Origin of the sequence: Streptomyces sp. NPDC019531 (assembly GCF_044903305.1) — a bacterium.
Taxonomy (GTDB): domain Bacteria; phylum Actinomycetota; class Actinomycetes; order Streptomycetales; family Streptomycetaceae; genus Streptomyces.
Window position 1 is genome coordinate 1 of record NZ_JBJDQL010000014.1, and the last position, 17,423, is coordinate 17,423.

The following is a 17,423-nucleotide window of genomic DNA, read 5'->3' on the forward strand; positions in this document are numbered from 1 at the left end:
GCGAGGTGCAGCATGACGATCGAGTCCTTGCCGCCGGAGAACAGGATCACCGGCCGCTCGAACTCACCCGCCACCTCACGGAAGATGTGCACCGCCTCGGACTCCAGCGCGTCCAGGTGGGACAGGGCGTATGGAGCCTCCGTGCCCTCCTCCGCCTTGGCAACGGTCGTCGTCATGCCAGTCCCCTCTCGGTGAGCAGCGCGTGGACCGCGGCCGCGGACTCCTGAACGGTCTGGTTCTGCGACTCGATCCGCAGATCGGGCGACTCGGGCTCCTCGTAGGGGTCGTCGACCCCGGTCAGCCCGGACAGCTCACCCGCGGCCTGCTTGGCGTACAGGCCCTTCACATCGCGTACGGAGCACACCTCGACCGGAGTCGCCACGTGGATCTCCAGATACGCGGCACCGCTCTCCTGGTGGCGCTTGCGCACCGCCTCACGGCTGTCGGCGTACGGCGCGATGACCGGGACCAGTGCCTTGACGCCGTTACGGGCGAGCAGTTCGGCGAGGAAGCCGATGCGCTGCACGTTGGTGTGCCGGTCCTCGCGGCTGAAGCCGAGACCCGCCGAGATGAACTCGCGGATCTCGTCGCCGTCGAGCACCTCGACGAGGTGGCCCTCCTCGCGCAGCCGGCCTGCCAGCTCGTACGCGATGGTGGTCTTGCCGGCACTCGGCAGACCCGTGAGCCAGACGGTGGCTCCGGTCGTCACGTGTGACTCCTTGTCAGTGGTGGTCATCAGTGCAGCCCGCACTCGGTCTTGGCGTTCCCGGCCCAGCGGCCGGCGCGGGCGTCCTCGCCCTCCAGGACGCGGCGGGTGCACGGGGCGCAGCCGACGGACGCGTAGCCGTCCATCAGCAGCGGGTTCGTCAGAACGCCGTGCTCGCTCACATAGGCGTCCACGTCGTCCTGGGTCCAGCGGGCGATCGGCGAGATCTTGACCTTCTGGCGCTTCTCGTCCCAGCCGACGACCGGGGTGTTCGCCCGGGTCGGGGACTCGTCGCGGCGCAGTCCGGTCGCCCAGGCCAGGTAGCTCTTCAGGCCCTCTTCCAGCGGCTGGACCTTGCGCAGCTTGCAGCACAGGTCGGGGTTGCGGTCGTGCAGCTTGGGGCCGTACTCGGCGTCCTGCTCGGCGACCGTCTGGCGCGGGGTGAGCGTGATGACGTTGACGTCCATCACGGCCTCGACCGCGTCCCGGGTGCCGATGGTCTCCTCGAAGTGATAGCCGGTGTCGAGGAAGACGACATCGACGCCCTTGAGGACCCGGGACGCGAGGTGGGCCACCACCGCGTCCTCCATCGAGGAGGTCACGCAGAAGCGCTTGCCGAAGGTGTCGACGGCCCACTGGAGGATCTCCAGCGCGGAGGCGTCCTCCAGATCGCGGCCCGCCTGCTCGGCGAGCGCCTTGAGATCGTCGGTCGTGCGCTCTTCCTGAACCGTGGTCATATCTGCTTTCCCCCTGCTTCGGTCTGCTGAAGGCCCCGGGCGAGCAGCCCGAGGAACTTCAACTGGAATGCGCGGTTGCATGCCGCGCATTCCCAGGCACCGTGGCTCTGCTCGCTGGGACGGAGGTCCTCGTCGCCGCAGTAGGGGCAGTAGAAGGGGGCGGCCCGCTCGCTCATGAGAGGGCCTCCTCGCTGGCACGTGAGGCCCAGGCGGCGAACCGCTCGCCCTCCTCGCGCTCGGCCTGGAACCGCTTCAGAACACGCTCGACGTAGTCGGGCAGCTCGTCGGAGGTGACCTTCAGGCCACGCACCTTGCGGCCGAAGCCGGCCTCCAGGCCGAGTGCGCCACCGAGGTGCACCTGGTAGCCCTCGACCTGCTCGCCCTGGTCGTTGAGGACCAGCTGGCCCTTGAGACCGATGTCCGCCACCTGGATACGGGCACAGGCGTTCGGGCAGCCGTTGAGGTTGATGGTGAGCGGCTCGTCGAAGTCCGGGATACGACGCTCCAGTTCGTCGATCAGGGAGGAGCCGCGCTGCTTGGTCTCGACGATGGCGAGCTTGCAGTACTCGATGCCGGTGCAGGCCATGGTGCCGCGCCGGAACGGCGAGGGCTTGGCCGTCAGGTCCAGCGCCTCAAGGGCCTCGACCAGCGGCTCGACCTGGGCCTCCTCGACATCGAGGACGATCATCTTCTGCTCGACGGTGGTCCGCACCCGGCCCGAGCCGTGCGCCTCCGCGACCTCGGCGATCTTCGTGAGGGTGGCGCCGTCGACGCGGCCGACGCGCGGGGCGAAGCCGACGTAGTAGCGGCCGTCCTTCTGGCGGTGCACACCGACGTGGTCGCGCCAGCGGCCCGAGGGCTCGGCGGGCGCGGGACCGTCGACCAGCTTGCGCTTCAGGTAGTCGTCCTCCAGGACCTGGCGGAACTTCTCCGGGCCCCAGTCGGCGACGAGGAACTTCAGACGGGCGCGCGTCCGCAGGCGCCGGTAGCCCCAGTCGCGGAAGATGCCGACCACGCCGGCCCACACCTCGGGCACCTCGTCCAGCGGCACCCAGGCACCGAGCCGGACGCCGAGCTTCGGGTTGGTGGACAGACCGCCGCCGACCCACAGGTCGAAGCCGGGGCCGTGCTCGGGGTGCTCGACACCGACGAACGCGATGTCGTTGATCTCGTGCACCACGTCGAGCAGCGGGGAGCCGGAGATCGCCGTCTTGAACTTGCGCGGCAGGTTGGAGAACTCCTTGCTGCCGATGTAGCGCTCGTGGATCTCGTCGATGGCCCAGGTGCCGTCGATGATCTCGTCCTCGGCGATGCCGGCGACCGGCGAGCCGATGACCACACGCGGGCAGTCACCGCAGGCCTCGGTGGTGGAGAGGCCGACCGCCTCCAGGCGGTTCCAGATCTCCGGGACGTCCTCGATGCGGATCCAGTGCAGCTGGATGTTCTGCCGGTCGGTGACATCCGCGCTGCCGCGCGCGAACTCCTGCGAGATCTCACCGATCACGCGCAGCTGCTGGGTGGTGAGGCGTCCGCCGTCGATCCGCACCCGCAGCATGAAGTACTTGTCGTCCAGCTCCTCCGGCTCCAGGATCGCGGTCTTGCCGCCGTCGATCCCGGGCTTGCGCTGGGTGTACAGCCCCCACCAGCGCATACGGCCGCGCAGGTCGTTGGGGTCGATCGAGTCGAAGCCCCGCTTGGAGTAGATCGTCTCAATGCGTGTCCGCACATTGAGACCGTCGTCGTCCTTCTTGAACTGCTCGTTGCCGTTCAGCGGGGTGTGGTGCCCCGCGGCCCACTGACCCTCACCGCGGTGACGGCTCACCTTGCGGCGGGGCGCTGCGGCAGCAGGGTTCTGCGGGGTGGCGGCCATGGTTGTTACGTCCTTCGGGACAGGCGGGAAGCGGCTCATACCTGCGCGTACGGGCGCATGGGTGTACACGCGCGTCGTTGCGCAGGGAGGAGAACGAGAGGATGTGTCGGGTGACGCTGCGGCTCGTCAGCGCACCGGACAGATGGCGCTGGACATGCGGCCGAGGTCGACGTGCCGCCGACTCACCAAGGCAATTCCAGTTCCAGACATGACGGAAGCGTGGCACGGCGATCTGGACACAGTCCAGCTTTATCCGCCATGTGGACACCCTTGTCTCGTCAGGCGAGACGAGGGTGTCATTGGTCACAAAGGTTCCGAGGCCCCTTGTTCCCGCAGGTCAGGCCGGGTAAGCCCCAGGCCAGGGGCCCGGTGCGGGCACCTCCGCCTCCTCCTCGACCTTGGTGTCGAAGAGCCTGAAGCCGCGGCGCTGGTAGTTGTCCATCGCGTGCTCGCCGTCCTTGCTGCAGGTGTGCACCCAGACCCGCTTGGTGTCCGTCAGTCCCGGCCAGCGGTCCGCGAGGTCCCAGGCGCGGGCGGCGCCGTAGGACAGAAGGTGACCGCCGATCCGCCTGCCGCGGAAAGCCGGGATCAGGCCGAAGTAGACGATCTCGACGACGCCGTCGTCCTGGGGTTCCAGCTCCACGTAACCGGCGGGGGTGCCGTGGTCGTAGGCCACCCAGGTCTCCACGCCGGGGCGCTCCAGGTGCTCCTGCCAGTGGACGTACGTCCAGGAGAGCCTGTCGGTCCAGCGGATGTCGCCGCCCACCGAGGCGTAGAGGTAGCGGCTGAACTCGGGGGAGGGGAGTTCGGCACGGCGGACCTGCACGTCGCCCTGCGGGGCTTCGGTGGGGAGGAGGTCGGTGGGAGCGGTCTGTTCCAGGGACCAGGTGGTCACGGGGATGTTCGGCATGAGGGCCAGGGAATCATCTAGCCCAGAGATCTGTCGATCGACGCCAGTGGCACTGCGAACAGCGTCCTGCCCGACTGGGACCACACATCGCCCGTCTGTTCCCAGTACGACAGGGACTCCGACTCTCCGCTCCAGCAACTTCGGGTCTCGTCCGCGCCGCAGCGGGCGGCCTTCGCCGGGGTCGAGCCGTTCTGGCGCCACAGGGTGCCGTGGTCGCCTTCCGTCTCGGCCGCCCGGCCCAGGTACCACTGGGAGTCGTACGACAGGACCGGGCCGGAGCCGGAGGCCTTGGTGGCGTACGCCTCGGCCACGCGCGCGTAGCCGCCGGTGTCGGTGGCCAGGAGGCCGGAACGACCCGGGTCGCCACTGAAGTCGTAGCGCCACAAGCGGCCGGCCGTGTCGCCGTCGCCGGAGACCCACTCGCTCGCGACCAGGCTGTCCGGGGCGGTGCTGCGGTCCAGGGAGAGGTAGTCGGGGCGGGCGGCGCCCGCCTCGGACGTCAGACGGTAGGAGCCCACGGCGGGCAGGACCCACTGGGCACCGTTCGCCGACCAGCCGCCGCGGACCTTGCCGACCAAGCTGCTGTCGACGGTGGCCCGCTGGACGCGGTTCATGTCGTAGACGTACAGCGCGTCGCCGCCGTCGCCGCTCGCGGTGACCAGCAGTTTGTTCTGGTACCAGACCATTCCGGAGACCTGCGAGACGAGGCCGCGATAGTCGCGCCCGCCGTCCACGGGGACGGCGAGGAGGACCCAGGAGTAGGTGAGCCGGTTCAGATTGTCGGCGTCGACGAAGGCGACCCGGGCGAGGCCCCCGCCGTTCGCAGTGGTGCCGGTTCGGCTCCACGCGGAGAGGATCACGCGGTTGGTGCCCCACAGGCCGTCGTCGTCGGCGTCCCCGGAGGTGGTGACCGCTCCGGCCCGCCAGGACCGGGTGTCGGCGGTGTCCCAGCAGTAGGCGGCGGTGGCCGCCGGTGCCACGGGCAGCGCCCTGCGCTCGCCGGCCGTGCAGCCGGTCGCGTCGCGCAGGCTCCGGTCGGCGGAGTCGAGGACGGCTGAGACGCCGACCGGACGTCCCATCGAGGAGGAGAGGCGGTCGAGGGAACCCTGCGGGACCTGGGACTCCCTGAGCCGCAGCGGGTCGGTCTCGGCGGCCGAGGTGAGCGCCTTGAGTGTCCCGGGATTGGCGGCGACCGTGGCCTGTGAGGCGCTGATCATGGTGGCGGCGGCGGTCAGCGCTATGGCGGTCCCGGCCAGGAAGGCACGCAGCGCTCGGCCCCGCTTCTGCCTGCGGTGTCTGCCACGTTGCTTCATACGTCCTCCCGAGGCGGGCCAACTGCGCCTGATGATCCGTACGTTGACCGAGAAGCAGGTGGGGCGGCCCGTAGGGGGATGCTACGGCAGTGAAGCGCGGTTGGGGACGAAGACCCTGCAATTATGCGGAAGTCGCACACTAGGGATGGTCAGTCCGTACCTTCGGACGCACGGGCGCCGAGCACGGCCGGTGCGGTCGAGTGCGGCAGCAGGTCACCTGGGCTTTCCGGCAGCAGCACCTCGACCTCGGCGTCCTCGCAGAAACGATACGGCCGGTGTTCCAGGAACGCCCCGAGATACCGCCGTACCCGGGACATCTCCGCCCGCACGGTCACCGTACGGCCCGGATCACCGAACATGTCCTCGGCCAGGCCCGCCGCACTGCGGCCCGAACGGTGCAGGGCCAGCAGGTAGAGCAACTCGGCATGCCGGGGACTCAGTTCGTGGCTCCAGCTGCCCGCGCCGCCCGACACCGTCACCGTCCAGCGGCGCTGATGCGCGAGGTCGAGGACGATCCGGGTGACACTCTGCGGCTCCGGCTGATCGGCGGCGCGGATCAACCAGCCGCCCGCCAGCGGCTCCAGCGCGCACAGCCCGAGCGCCGGCAGCCACCGGCGGCCCGCCGAGGGGGACTTGGGCAACGCGATCCGGTTCGGATACGGCATTCCGGTCACCGCCGCCGTCCAGCCGCCCTTGTCGACCACCAGGGCCCGGCCGCCGAGCCGGGCGAGCACCGGCGCAGCCACCGCGCGCAGTCGCTCCAGCGAGGTCAGATGCAGCTCGCGCAGCCGCGCCTCGGCGAGCTTGGCCACCGAGTCGACCCAGGAAAGGGTGGCCGGGTGCATGGTCTCCAGTGGGCCGCTCACGTCGACCACGCCGATGAGCCGGCCGTCCCGGGGGTCCTTGATGGGGGCGCCGGTGCAGGTCCAGGAGGTCTGCGAGCGCACGAAGTGCTCGGAGGCGAAGACCTGTACGGGGCGGCGCACCACCACCGGGGTGCCTATGCCGTTGGTGCCGACGACGTTCTCCCGCCAGTCGGCGCCGAGTGCGAAGCCGGTGCCGTCGGCCTTGCGCAGCACGGGGGAACTGCCCTCCCGCCACAGCACCCGGCCGTCCTCGTCGGCGACCACCATGATGTGGTGGGCCAGGTCCGCGACCGACAACAGCCCCTCCCGCAGCACCGGCAGGACGTGCCGGAGCTGGGTGCCCTCGCGGCGCCGCTGCACCTCATCGGGCGGCAGCAGACCTGACCGGAAGTCGTGGTCCGGGTCGACGCCACCGCGCAGCATGCGGCCCCAGGACTCCTCGATCACGGGGCGCGGAGCCATGGGCGCACGCCGGCCGGACAGCGTGGCGGAGCGGACGTCGCTCAGCACCCGGGCCGCGCGTGCCGAGTCCACGGCGGCGAGCTGGGTCACATGTGTCGGCGAGAGCGGCACGGGTCCGTCCTTTCCGGTCCGTTCTGACTGTCCGTCCAATAGTGCCGTTCGTCTCTGAGTGAGGAACACAGTCCGCTCATAGACGCCAGGAAGTTGCAACCCCCTGCAACCCTGGTGGTGCGGTCCGGCCTGTTTGAAACTTGAGCGAACGCCGTCTCGCAGCGGCGTGTCTCGGCCTCTGGGCCATATCGGGGGTGGTGCCGTGTCGGCGCAGCACCACCCCCGTTCACTTCCGCGGTAGGGGCTGCCTCGATCGGTGCGTCGGCGTCTGCGGGACCGTGGTGGTATCTCGCGCCCCGCGGCGGAGCCGCAGATCGATACAGCCCCGCGCCCCTGGGGCTCAGGCCTGCGGCCTGGCCCCATTCACCACCTTCGCCAGATCCAGGCTCGGCGGCAGCGTGCCGAAGGCCGTTCCCGCGTCACCGCCCAGGCGGGATGCGCAGAACGCGTCGGCCACCTCCGCAGGGGCGTACCGCACCAGCAGCGAACCCTGGAGGACCAGCGCCAGTCGTTCGGTGAGGCGCCTTGCCCTTCCCTCGATGCCGTCCAGGTCGGCCAGTTCCGTGAAGAGGCTCTTTGTCGCCGCGTCCAGACGGTGGTCGGCGCCCCGGGACTCGCCGATCTCCAGGAGGTAGGCGTTCAGGGACTGGGGTTCTCGTTGCAGGGCCCGTACGACGTCCAGGGCCTGGATGTTGCCGGCGCCCTCCCAGATCGAGTTCAGCGGCGACTCCCGGATCAGGCGGGGCAGGCCCGACTCCTCCACGTAGCCGTTGCCGCCCAGGCACTCGGCGGCCTCCGCCGTGAGGGGGGTGCAGCGCTTGGTGATCCAGTACTTGGCCGCCGGCACCGCGATCCTCAGGAAGGCCCGCTCCTGCTCGTCGCCCTCGTCGTAGGCGGCCGCGAGACGCAGGGCGAGGGTGGTCGCCGCCTCGGACTCCAGGGCCAGGTCGGCCAGGACGTTGCGCATCAGCGGCTTGTCCACGAGCTTGCCGCCGAAGGCCTCGCGATGGGTGCAGTGGTGGATCGCCTGGGCCACGGCCTGGCGCATCAGTCCCGCCGAGCCCAGGACGCAGTCGAGCCGGGTCGCGGCGACCATCTCGATGATGGTGCGGACCCCTTGCCCCTCGTCGCCGACCCGGCGGGCCCAGGTCCGGTCGAACTCGACCTCGCTGGAGGCGTTGGAGCGGTTGCCGAGCTTGTCCTTGAGGCGCTGGAGGAGAAACGTGTTGCGGGTTCCGTCCTCCAGGACGCGGGGGACGAGGAAGCAGGTGAGTCCGCCCGGGGCCTGGGCGAGGACCAGGAAGCCGTCCGACATGGGGGCCGAACAGAACCACTTGTGGCCGGTGACCTCGTAGGTCTCGCCGTCGGGGAGGGGGAGTGCGGACGTCGTGTTCGACCGGACGTCGCTGCCGCCCTGCTTCTCCGTCATGCCCATTCCGAACAGCGCCCCGGCCTTGAGATGGGCGGGCCGCGGTTCGCGGTCGTAGACCATGGAGGTCAGGCGGGGCTCCCACTCGGTGGCCAGGTCCGGGTCGGTGCGCAGGGCGGGGACCGCCGCGTGGGTCATCGACAGCGGGCAGCAGTTGCCGGCGTCGACCTGCGTCCACAGCAGGAACGCGGCCGCGCGCCTGACGTGTCCCCCGGGGCGGGACCAGGCGGCGGTCAGGCCCGCCGAGACGCCCTTGCCGAGCAGTCGGTGCCAGGCCGGATGGAACTCGACCTCGTCGATACGGTGGCCGTGGCGGTCGTGGGTGTGCAGCCGGGGCGGGTTCTCGTTCGCCTGGACGCCCCACTCCTGCACCTGTGCCGAGCCGCAGGCCCGGCCGAGCGCCGACAGCTCACCGTGCACCTCGTCGAGCAGGCCCGGGTCGAGGTGCCGTTCGACGGCCGCCCTCAGAGCGCGGTCGGCGCAGTAGACGTCGTAGCCGATCAGGGGCGGGGGCTGGTTGGTCACCATGTGCGTGCTGCCTGCCATGTCTGCGAACGTACCCCGGGGTACCGGGTCGGTCACCTCACGGACGGCGCGTGGCGTGCTGATCGCGGAAGGGGCCCGCGGGTCTCCGGCACTGTCGCGGACCTGGTCGACGGACCTCCGCACCGGCCGGGGAGCAGACCGGTGGGCTCGTGTGTTGGCCGCAGTGCCGGTTCGCGGGCCTCCGTATGGCTGTGGGGCGGGTCCGTGCCCCTGTGCTGGCGCAGTGCCGGTTCGTGGACCCCGGGGCGGGACCGGCGACCCCGTGCGGGCTGTGGCGCCGGCGTGGGAATCCCCTTCTGTTTCTGTGCTGCGGGGCCGGGCCCGTGTCTTCTGTGTCGGCCTGCGAGTTGGTCTTGAGGTCCCGTGTTGTGCCGGGGAGCCGTTCCGTGGGCCCCGTGTGGGCTGTGGCGCCGGTCTGAGATCCCCTTCTGTGCTGTGGGGCCCGCTCGTGGCTTCTGCGTTGGCCTGTGCTGTCTGTCTTCGGGTCTCATGTGTGCCCGTGGAGTTCGCCGAGGCATCGTGTTGGCCGCAGCGCCGGGTTCGTGGGCTTCGTGTCGGCCGCGGGCGCGACCGCGCCCCACTGCGTGGGCTGTGGCGGCGGCCCGGGAATCCCCTTCGTACCGGGACCCCCGTGTCGGCCCCCGGACCGTGTGTGTCGCGGCGTCGGCCCGAGGCGTGCAGTGCAGGGGGTGCCGCCCGAGGAGCTTCCCCGGAGGCGCCGCGGACGCCCGCCCTGGGGGAGGACGGGCGTCCGCATCCATGGGCGGGGGCCGTGCTCACGCGAGGTGGGCCATCACCTCCGCCGTCTGGTGGACCGGGTCCGCCTCGGGGATGCCGTGCGGCCAGCCCGCCCGGTACACCGTGTCGAGATAGCGCTCGCCGAGGTCCGGGGCGATCGCGACCGCGGTGAGGCCACGGCGGCCGTGGGCGGACAGCCACTGGTGGGCGCCGCTGACGACTGTGCCGGTGGAGCCCCCGAACATGAAGCCCCGGGCGGCCAGCCGGCGGCAGATCTGGAGGGTGTCCGGCTCCTCGACCAGCACCACGTCGTCGATGTACGACTTGTCGAGCAGTTGCGGCGGCACGCTGGTGCCGAGCCCCGGGATCATCCGGACGCCGGGCGGCCCCCCGAAGGTGACCGAGCCGACGCTGTCGACGGCGACGATCCGCACCGGGCGCCGCCACTGCCAGAACCAGCGGGCGCAGCCCATCAGGGTCCCGGTGGTGCCGGCCCCGACGAACAGGACGTCCAGGTCCGGGAAGCGCCGCGCGATCTCCGGGGCCGTGGTGCGGTAGTGCGCCCGCCAGTTCCCCTCGTTGCGGTACTGGTTGAGCCACACGTACCGCTCGTCCGAGGCGCACAACGCCCGCACGTACGCGATCCGGGCGCCCAGGTAGCCGTCGTGCAGGTCCGGTTCCCTGACGATGTGCACCCGGCTGCCGAGCGCCTCCATCAGCCGGATCGACGCCAGGTTGCAGCGCGAGTCGGTCACGCACAGGAAGCCGTAACCCCGGCTCGCCGCGATCATGCTCAGGGCCACCCCCAGGTTCCCCGACGACGACTCGACCAGGACCGACCCGGGCCGCAGGATGCCGTCGCGCTCGGCCGCGTCCACCATCTCCCGGGCCGCCTTCAGCTTGATCGACCCGGCGAAGTTGAAGCCCTCGCACTTCAGGAACAGCGCAAGCTCCAGCGCGGCCCGCAGGTCGACGTAGAGGTCTGACTCGTTGAACTCCGAAGGATCGGATATGACGGGCATGACGCCCCCCTCCTCATGCGCCACAGGTCTTTCAGCCGTACCGGCGCAGCTCGTTGAAGAACCCGTCGACGACGTGCAGTTCGCCGCGCCGGGCCAGTTCGTCGTGGACGAACCGGCCGACGGCGAGGTCCAGCACCCCCAGGCCGAAGGGGGAGAACACCACCGTCCGGTCCGTCGGGACGGTCACCCGTCCGGTCAGCACGTCGTCGAGCGTGCCTTCGATGAAGTCCCTGCTCCCCGTGAGCTGTTCGGCCAGATGCGGGGAGGTCTCGGCCTTGAGGCAGTGCTCGACGTCGTCGACGAAGTTGGCGGAAGCGAGCAGGATCTCCGGGTCGAGATCGCGCAGGGAGACATGCAGGACCAGGGGGTGATGGCCGAACCACGACGGATCGTGGACGTGCGGTTTGCCGGCGACCGTGGCGAAGACCACCAGGTCGCTGGAGCGGATGAGGGATTCGGCCGTGTCGTGCACGACGGCCTTCCCCGGTGCCCCGGACCGCTCCAGATAGCCGCGGAACCCGGCGGCGCTCTCGGCGGACAGGTCGTGCACGCCCGTCTCCTCGAACTCCCAGCCGGTGGCGGTGAGATGGGTGTGGATGTAGCGGGCGATCAGCCCGGTGCCGATGAACCCGACCCGGCTCGGCCGGACCCGTCCCGCGCTGAGCTTCCCGGCCGCCAGCGCCGCCGACGACGCGGTGCGCGTGGCGCTGATGACCGAGCTCTCCAGACAGGCGAACGGATAGCCGGTCTCGGGGTCGTTGAGGATCAGCACCGCCGACGCGCGCGGCAGCCCGGACTTGATGTTCTCCGGGAAACTGGAGACCCACTTCAGACCGTCGACCCTGAGCGGTCCGCCCAGCGAGGCGGGCAGCGCGATGATCCGGGACGACGGACGGTCCGGGAACTTCAGGAAGTACGACGGCGGGTTCACCGAGTCGCCCGCGCCGTGCAGCCGGTACACGGCCTCCACGAGGTCCGCGATCTCCGGTTCCCTTCCGTGCAGGGCCTGTTGGACCTGCTCGCCGGTGACGAGCGCGAAGGACGGGGCGCCGACGGTGCTCATACGCCGCTCACCTCGCCGTCGGCGCGCAGCACCGGGTTGCCGAGCGCGGCCAGCACCTCGCGCGGCCCCTCGAAGGGCTCACGGCCGTGCGCCGTACGGATGTTGTCGACGAGCAGCAGATCGCCGTCCTGCCACGGCTCGCGCACGGTGTGGGTGTCGTACACCTCGTTGATCGTCCGCACGACGTCCACGTCGATCGGATCGCCGTCGCCGAAGCGGGTGTTGAAGGGCAGTCCGTCGGCGCCGTACATCTCCACCAGGTATTCGTGCACTTCGGGCTCCATGGTCCACTCGTTGAGGAACGCGATCTGGTTGAACCAGCAGGGCAGGCCGGAGTCGGAGTGCCGGAGCACCGCGCCGCGCCGCTGCCGGGTGTGAAGGGAGCCGTCGCTCTGCCAGGCGAACTCGATGGCGTGCCGGCGGCAGTAGCGCTCGACGGCTTCTCGGTCGCCCGTGCCGAAGGCCTCCTCGACCGACGCCCCGATGTCCTCGTGGTAGGCGCGGGTGAGCATCCAGCCCTCGCGTTCGAAGCGGGAGACCAGATCCCGGGGCAGGTCTCGCAGTACCGCCGACGCGTCGGCGAGCGCGGTCGCACCTCCCGACCCGGGCGCCTCCAGGCACGCGTACAGCAGCACGCTCGGGAACTCCAGGCCGTAGCTGATCTCGTGGTGCATGCACATCTGCTGGTTCGGCGGCCACTTGGTGGACGAGTACACGCCGTCCGCGTAGCGGCGCCGGGGCGCGAAGGGCTCGCGGTCGGGCATCAGTCCTTCGGCGAGCCGCCGGAAGACGGCCTCGGTGGTCGCGGGGTCGGCGAGACCCAGACCGCGCACCAGGACGGAGCCGTGCTCAAGGACGAGGGCGTGCAGCGGGTCATGGTGCTCCGCGGCCCAACTCGCCGGGTCGCCAACGGACTTGGCATGCAGGATCGGCGGAGTGCCGGGGGCCAGGTCCAGGTACGGAAGGAGACTCGTGGATGACATCTCGGGGTTCCTTTCAGCTGCGCCGGTCGAGCAGGTCCGCCAGGTCCGCGAGGACCGGGTGACGGACGACGTCCTTGAGGGTGATCGCCCGGTCCAGGGCGATCGCGAGACGCACGGCGGACAGCGAGCTGCCACCGCGGTCGAAGAAGTGGTCGAGCCGGCCGATCCGGTCGACGGGCACGCCGAGCACCTCGGCCCAGGCGTCCGCCAGCCGCCGCTCGCCGTCCGTCACGGGCTCGCCCGCCACCGTGGCGTCGAGATCCTCGGCGAGCGCGGTGAGCGTGCGGCGGTCGGTCTTGCCGTTGGCGGTCAGCGGCAGCCACTCCCGCCAGTGCACGACGGCGGGCACCATGTACGACGGCAGCGACGCGGCCAGCCGCTCCCGCACCGTGTCGGCGGCCACCGGCTGGGGCCCGGTGCAGAACGCGGCCAGCTGCGCGCCCCGTACGACCACGACGGCCCCGTCGCGCACCCCGTCCACCCTCAGCAGCGCGTTCTCGATCTCGCCGATCTCCACGCGGAACCCGCGGATCTTGACCTGGGTGTCCCGGCGGCCGAGGAACTCCAGCCTGCCGTCGGACCGCCAGCGCCCCACGTCACCGCTGCGGTAGAGCCGCTCACCGGGCCGGTACGGGTCCTCCATGAACGCGGCCGCGGTGCGCTCGGGGTCGTTGACGTAGCCGCGCCCCACGCACACCCCGGAGAAGACGATCTCGCCCGGCGCGCCCAGCGGCACGGGGAGCAGGTCCTCGTCGACGACGTAGACCCGCACATTGCGCACCGGCCGCCCGAGCGGGACCCGGTCGCCGTCCGGCACCCGGTCCATCACCTCGTGGTTGGTGTCGTCCGAAGTCTCGGTCAGACCATAGGCGTTGGCCAGCCGGATGCCGGGCGCGGTGGCGAACCAGCGCTGCACCAGCTCCCGCTTCACCGCCTCGCCGGTCACCGACACACAGCGCAGATCGGCCAGTTCGCGCGGCCGCTGCCCCAACTCGGCGAGCACGGCCTCCAGATACGACGGCACGATCTGGAGCACGTTGACCCGCCCCCGGACCACCGTGTCCACGAACCGCGGGACGTCCAGGATGGTCTCCTGGTCGATGACCAGTGTCCGCCCGCCCACGATGACGGCGGCGTGCAGCTGCCACAGCGAGATGTCGAAGCACTGCGGCGCGGTCTGCGCGACCACGTCGTCCTCGCCGATCCCCAGGTCCTCGACCTTGGCGAGCACATGGTTCAGGAAGCCGGCGTGCTCGCACATCGCGCCCTTGGGCTCACCGGTGGAGCCGGACGTGAAGTAGATGTAGGCCAGTTGACCCGCCGCGACCGGAATCCCGAGGTCGTCGTCCGGGTGGCCCTCGGCGTACGCGGCGTCCACGAACAGGGTCCCGGCCGTCGTGCCGGAGAGCGAGCCGGTGCTGTCCTGCTCGGTGACGACGAGCCCGCAGCCCGCCCGGGACAGCGTCCTCGTCACCCGCTCGGCCGGGAAGTGCGGCTCGATCGGCAGATACACCCCGCCCGCCTTGAGCACGCCGAGCACGGCCGCCATCCAGTCCAGGTTCCGTTCCATGACGACGGCGACGACACCCTCGGCCTCAAGGCCGCGGGCCAGCAGCGCCCGACCGACCTGGTTGGCCCGGGAGTTGAGCTCGGCGTACGTCCACTGCCGCTCGCCCTGTACGGCGGCCACGGCGTCCGGGTGCTTCTCGACCCGCTCCTCGAAGAGCTCGTGCACCCGCCGGTCCGGGAGTTCACGCTCCGGGCCCGCCAACTCCTCCAGCTGGAAGCGGAGTTCGTCCTCGGACAACAGGCTTGCGCGGTCCGGGTGGGTGAGTGCGGTGAGGTGGTATCCGGCGATGCGGGCGGCGGCCTCGGAGTCCAGGACCCCGGCGCGGTAGCGCAGTCGCAGGGTGCCGTCGGTGACGGTGACCCGCAGGTCGTCGCCGGGAGCGTTCTCCGCCTCGCCCGAGAGGGCGGCGAGGACCCTGGTGTGGGCCGTCAGCAGCGCGGCGGGATCGGTCGGTGTGCCCTCGGGCAGCCGGACCGCGTACTCCATGACGTCCGGTATCGGACCGGGCCGTCGGTGCGGAACAGTTTCCATGACTTTCTTCCCCCTGTTTTCTTCGTGCAGGCAGTGCAGGCAGTGCAGGCAGCGCAGGCAGTGCAGGCAGTGCAGGCAGCTCAGGCGCTTGGGACGCGTCGCAGCGCCACCGCCGGATTCCCGCCCCAGTGCGCCCCCGGCGGCATCTCCTCGCCCTTCATCAGGAAGGCGTCGGCACCGAGCACGGCGCCGTCTCCCATCTGGACGCCGTAGTGGACCAGCGCGCCCGCCCCGAGGGTGCAGCCGTCGCCGATGACGATGTGGTCGGACTTGAAGGTGCCGTCCTCCTGGGAGTGGGCCTGCACCTTGGAGTGATGGCCCAGCGTGGTGTCGCTGCCGATCGCGACCAGGGTCCGCTCGGTGACATAGCAGCCGTCGTCGAAGACCCGGCGGCCCAGGCGCATACCGAGCGCCCGCCAGACCAGGCTCTTGAACGGGGTGCCGTTGAACACTGCCAGATGGTGGTCGGGCACCTTCCACAGCCGCTCGTGCCACCAGAAGTACGGGTCGTAGATGGAGCACAGCCGCGGCTGGAGCGGCCGGAACCGGGTGATCACGCGCTCCACCAGCACCCAGTAGCCGGTGGCCAGCAGCAGGCCGGCCATCAGATAGCCGCCGATGAGCAGGCCGCCGACAACGCCCTGGCCGCCGTAGAGATCGACGGTCGCGAAGCCGAGCAGGGTCAGCAGGAACCAGTGCAGCCAGCGCAGGAACAGGAACAGGGCCATCGTGCGGGCGTTGGAGCGGTTCTTGGCCGACAGACGGCGGCGCAGTTCGTCGCCCTCCCGCAGGTGGTCGAAGCGGGTGTCGCGCTCCACCGTGCGCGGGATCTCGAAGGGAGGCGAGCCCAGCAGGCCCACGCCCTCGCGGAGTTCGCCGTCGAGCGGGACCATCACCTTCGTCGCCAGCAGGCAGTTCTCGCCGGTACGGCCGCCGGCCGGGTAGGCGATGTGGTTGCCGAGGAAGTTGTGCCCCCCGATCGCCACCCGGGAGACCCGGAACGATGTACTGGAGTACTCGGCGTTGAGGATCGAAAGACCGTCGGCGACCATCGTGCCGCTGCCCACGGTGGCCAGGTACGGCGTCTCGTGCGAGACCTCGGTGCCGAAGTTCGAGCCGGTCTGCTCGACGTGTGAGAGGTCGTAGCCGATGGACCGCAGGTAGTGGACGATGTACGAGCTGTCGCCGCACAGCCACTTGAAGAACCTGATGTTGGTCATGCGGGCGATCGCGCGCTGTACCGAGTAGTGGAAGCCGTACAGCGGATAGACCCGGTCCGCCTTGAGCGTCAGGTTCAGCAGCCGGGGCAGCACGGTGACGGTGACGAGGCCCAGGGCCACGGAACCGATGAAGAGGGCGACGGACAGGGGCAGCGCCTGGGCGTAGAAGGCCGTTGAGGTCAGTTCCTTCGCGTTCGGTTCGAGCAGCGGGTCGAGCGCCGGTATCAGGTCCATCAGCAGGAAGCCGCCGCCGAGGCCGAGCGGGACGTACACCAGCAGCGTCTGGAGCAGCGCCACCAGGGCGTAGCCGGCCCGGCGCGGGGTGGTGCAGCGGGCGGCGGGCACGCGGACGTGGTCGACGTCGGTACGGCGGGCCGGTGAGCCGTGCCAGCGCTCGCCGGCGGGGATCGCGGCGCCGTCGTACAGCGCGGAGGAGTGGCCCAGCTGGCCGCCGTCGCCGATCGACGTGCCGATGTCGAGGACGGTCTTCTCGCCCACGAAGACGTCCCGGCCGAGGGTGACGGGGCCGGTGCGGATACGGCCCGCGTGTGCCCGGTAGCCGAGGAACAGGGCGTCCTTGCGGATCACCGTGCCGGCGCCGACGGTGAGCAGGTCGGTGCAGACGGGCACCGAGTGGGACAGGATCGTCACACCGGGCCCGATGCGGGCGCCGAGGGCCCGCAGGTAGAGGACGTACAGCGGGTTGCCCGTGAACAGGACCATCGGGTTGGCGTGCAGCAGCGCCTTGACGAGCCAGAAGCGGACGTAGGCGAGGCCCCACACCGGGAACTCCGTCTCCTTCCACCGGCCCACCAGCAGCCACTTCGCCACCACCGGCAGGGTGCACACGGCGAGGAACAGGGCGCCGCCGAAGACCAGCGAGCGCAGATAGACGGAGAGCACCCCGTCACCGCCGGATATCCAGGAGTACCCCCCGGCCAGGGCGGTACCGGCGACGAAGCAGTACACGGCGAACGCGAGGAACTGCAGGGCCCCGCACAGGACATAGCGGGCGGTGCTGCCCGGCGGCGGGGGCGGCTCGGCCGGCCGTGCGGGCGCCGGTTCGGCGGCCGGGGCCTCGGCGAGCGCCGCCGCCAGACTGCGGATCGTCGGATGGCCGTAGACGTCCCTCATCGACACGGGCGGAAGGTCGTCCCGCTTCCTGACCCGGGCGCAGAACTGCGCCATGACCAGCGAGTTGGCGCCGAGGTCGTCGAAGAAGTGGCTGTCGAGGGGCACTTGATCCGTTTTCACGACACCGGCCAGCACCTCGGCGAAGACCTGCGCGGTGCCGTCCACCGGGGCGACTGTCGTGATCTCGCCGGGATTTACCACCACTTGAGCTC

14 protein-coding genes and 1 pseudogene are annotated in these 17,423 nt (G+C 70.6%); all 15 read right to left on the reverse strand.

What is annotated here, in order from left to right; genetic code table 11:
- Positions 1–176, reverse strand: a pseudogene (locus ACI2L1_RS18520) (sulfate adenylyltransferase small subunit); the annotation flags it as partial.
- Positions 173–736, reverse strand: a complete 564-nt coding sequence (gene cysC / locus ACI2L1_RS18525) for an adenylyl-sulfate kinase (protein WP_362656982.1) — start codon at positions 734–736, stop codon at positions 173–175. The gene cysC and the pseudogene ACI2L1_RS18520, both read right to left, overlap by 4 nt.
- A complete protein-coding gene (locus ACI2L1_RS18530; protein ID WP_404740387.1) occupies positions 736–1,443 on the reverse strand; it encodes a phosphoadenylyl-sulfate reductase in 708 nt (235 codons plus the stop codon). The genes cysC and ACI2L1_RS18530 overlap by 1 nt, the downstream gene beginning before the upstream one ends.
- The gene (locus tag ACI2L1_RS18535; RefSeq protein WP_404740388.1) at positions 1,440–1,619 is read right to left on the reverse strand and encodes a hypothetical protein; all 180 of its coding nucleotides are present in this window, start codon (positions 1,617–1,619) and stop codon (positions 1,440–1,442) included. The genes ACI2L1_RS18530 and ACI2L1_RS18535 overlap by 4 nt, the downstream gene beginning before the upstream one ends.
- A complete protein-coding gene (locus ACI2L1_RS18540) occupies positions 1,616–3,313 on the reverse strand; it encodes a nitrite/sulfite reductase (RefSeq protein ID WP_404740389.1) in 1,698 nt (565 codons plus the stop codon). The genes ACI2L1_RS18535 and ACI2L1_RS18540 overlap by 4 nt, the downstream gene beginning before the upstream one ends.
- Positions 3,314–3,439: 126 nt before the next feature.
- Complete coding sequence (locus ACI2L1_RS18545; RefSeq protein ID WP_349817346.1) at positions 3,440–3,523, reverse strand: putative leader peptide; 84 nt, start codon at positions 3,521–3,523, stop codon at positions 3,440–3,442.
- A 127-nt stretch (positions 3,524–3,650) separates the two neighbouring features.
- Positions 3,651–4,223 (reverse strand): GNAT family N-acetyltransferase, encoded by a 573-nt coding sequence (locus ACI2L1_RS18550; protein WP_404740390.1) that lies wholly within the window; start codon positions 4,221–4,223, stop codon positions 3,651–3,653.
- Positions 4,224–4,240: 17 nt separating this feature from the next.
- A complete protein-coding gene (locus tag ACI2L1_RS18555; protein WP_404740391.1) occupies positions 4,241–5,536 on the reverse strand; it encodes a hypothetical protein in 1,296 nt (431 codons plus the stop codon).
- A 149-nt stretch (positions 5,537–5,685) separates the two neighbouring features.
- Complete coding sequence (locus tag ACI2L1_RS18560; RefSeq protein ID WP_404740392.1) at positions 5,686–6,975, reverse strand: GAF domain-containing protein; 1,290 nt, start codon at positions 6,973–6,975, stop codon at positions 5,686–5,688.
- Between the two features lie 340 nt (positions 6,976–7,315).
- Positions 7,316–8,950: an acyl-CoA dehydrogenase family protein gene (locus tag ACI2L1_RS18565; RefSeq protein WP_404740393.1), complete on the reverse strand. Its 1,635-nt coding sequence runs from the start codon at positions 8,948–8,950 to the stop codon at positions 7,316–7,318.
- A 776-nt stretch (positions 8,951–9,726) separates the two neighbouring features.
- Complete coding sequence (gene sbnA / locus ACI2L1_RS18570) at positions 9,727–10,710, reverse strand: 2,3-diaminopropionate biosynthesis protein SbnA (protein ID WP_404740394.1); 984 nt, start codon at positions 10,708–10,710, stop codon at positions 9,727–9,729.
- Between the two features lie 31 nt (positions 10,711–10,741).
- Positions 10,742–11,773 (reverse strand): 2,3-diaminopropionate biosynthesis protein SbnB, encoded by a 1,032-nt coding sequence (gene sbnB / locus ACI2L1_RS18575; protein ID WP_404740395.1) that lies wholly within the window; start codon positions 11,771–11,773, stop codon positions 10,742–10,744.
- Positions 11,770–12,756 carry a TauD/TfdA family dioxygenase gene (locus ACI2L1_RS18580; RefSeq protein WP_404740396.1) on the reverse strand — a complete coding sequence of 329 codons (987 nt, stop codon included), beginning with the start codon at positions 12,754–12,756 and terminating at the stop codon, positions 11,770–11,772. Before ACI2L1_RS18580 ends, sbnB begins: the two co-directional genes overlap by 4 nt.
- Positions 12,757–12,769: 13 nt before the next feature.
- Positions 12,770–14,857 (reverse strand): amino acid adenylation domain-containing protein, encoded by a 2,088-nt coding sequence (locus tag ACI2L1_RS18585; protein WP_404740397.1) that lies wholly within the window; start codon positions 14,855–14,857, stop codon positions 12,770–12,772.
- A gap of 80 nt (positions 14,858–14,937) precedes the next feature.
- Positions 14,938–17,415 (reverse strand): Pls/PosA family non-ribosomal peptide synthetase, encoded by a 2,478-nt coding sequence (locus ACI2L1_RS18590; protein WP_404740398.1) that lies wholly within the window; start codon positions 17,413–17,415, stop codon positions 14,938–14,940.
- Positions 17,416–17,423: the final 8 nt, after the last annotated feature.

Bases quoted from the DNA above. Each gene is read 5' to 3' on its own strand.
- cysC (WP_362656982.1), bottom strand. From the start codon at position 736: ATGACCACCACTGACAAGGAGTCACACGTGACGACCGGAGCCACCGTC.
- ACI2L1_RS18530 (WP_404740387.1), bottom strand. From the start codon at position 1,443: ATGACCACGGTTCAGGAAGAGCGCACGACCGACGATCTCAAGGCGCTC.
- ACI2L1_RS18535 (WP_404740388.1), bottom strand. From the start codon at position 1,619: ATGAGCGAGCGGGCCGCCCCCTTCTACTGCCCCTACTGCGGCGACGAG.
- ACI2L1_RS18540 (WP_404740389.1), bottom strand. From the start codon at position 3,313: ATGGCCGCCACCCCGCAGAACCCTGCTGCCGCAGCGCCCCGCCGCAAG.
- ACI2L1_RS18545 (WP_349817346.1), bottom strand. From the start codon at position 3,523: ATGTCTGGAACTGGAATTGCCTTGGTGAGTCGGCGGCACGTCGACCTC.
- ACI2L1_RS18550 (WP_404740390.1), bottom strand. From the start codon at position 4,223: ATGCCGAACATCCCCGTGACCACCTGGTCCCTGGAACAGACCGCTCCC.
- ACI2L1_RS18555 (WP_404740391.1), bottom strand. From the start codon at position 5,536: ATGAAGCAACGTGGCAGACACCGCAGGCAGAAGCGGGGCCGAGCGCTG.
- ACI2L1_RS18565 (WP_404740393.1), bottom strand. From the start codon at position 8,950: ATGGCAGGCAGCACGCACATGGTGACCAACCAGCCCCCGCCCCTGATC.
- sbnA (WP_404740394.1), bottom strand. From the start codon at position 10,710: ATGCCCGTCATATCCGATCCTTCGGAGTTCAACGAGTCAGACCTCTAC.
- sbnB (WP_404740395.1), bottom strand. From the start codon at position 11,773: ATGAGCACCGTCGGCGCCCCGTCCTTCGCGCTCGTCACCGGCGAGCAG.
- ACI2L1_RS18580 (WP_404740396.1), bottom strand. From the start codon at position 12,756: ATGTCATCCACGAGTCTCCTTCCGTACCTGGACCTGGCCCCCGGCACT.
- ACI2L1_RS18585 (WP_404740397.1), bottom strand. From the start codon at position 14,857: ATGGAAACTGTTCCGCACCGACGGCCCGGTCCGATACCGGACGTCATG.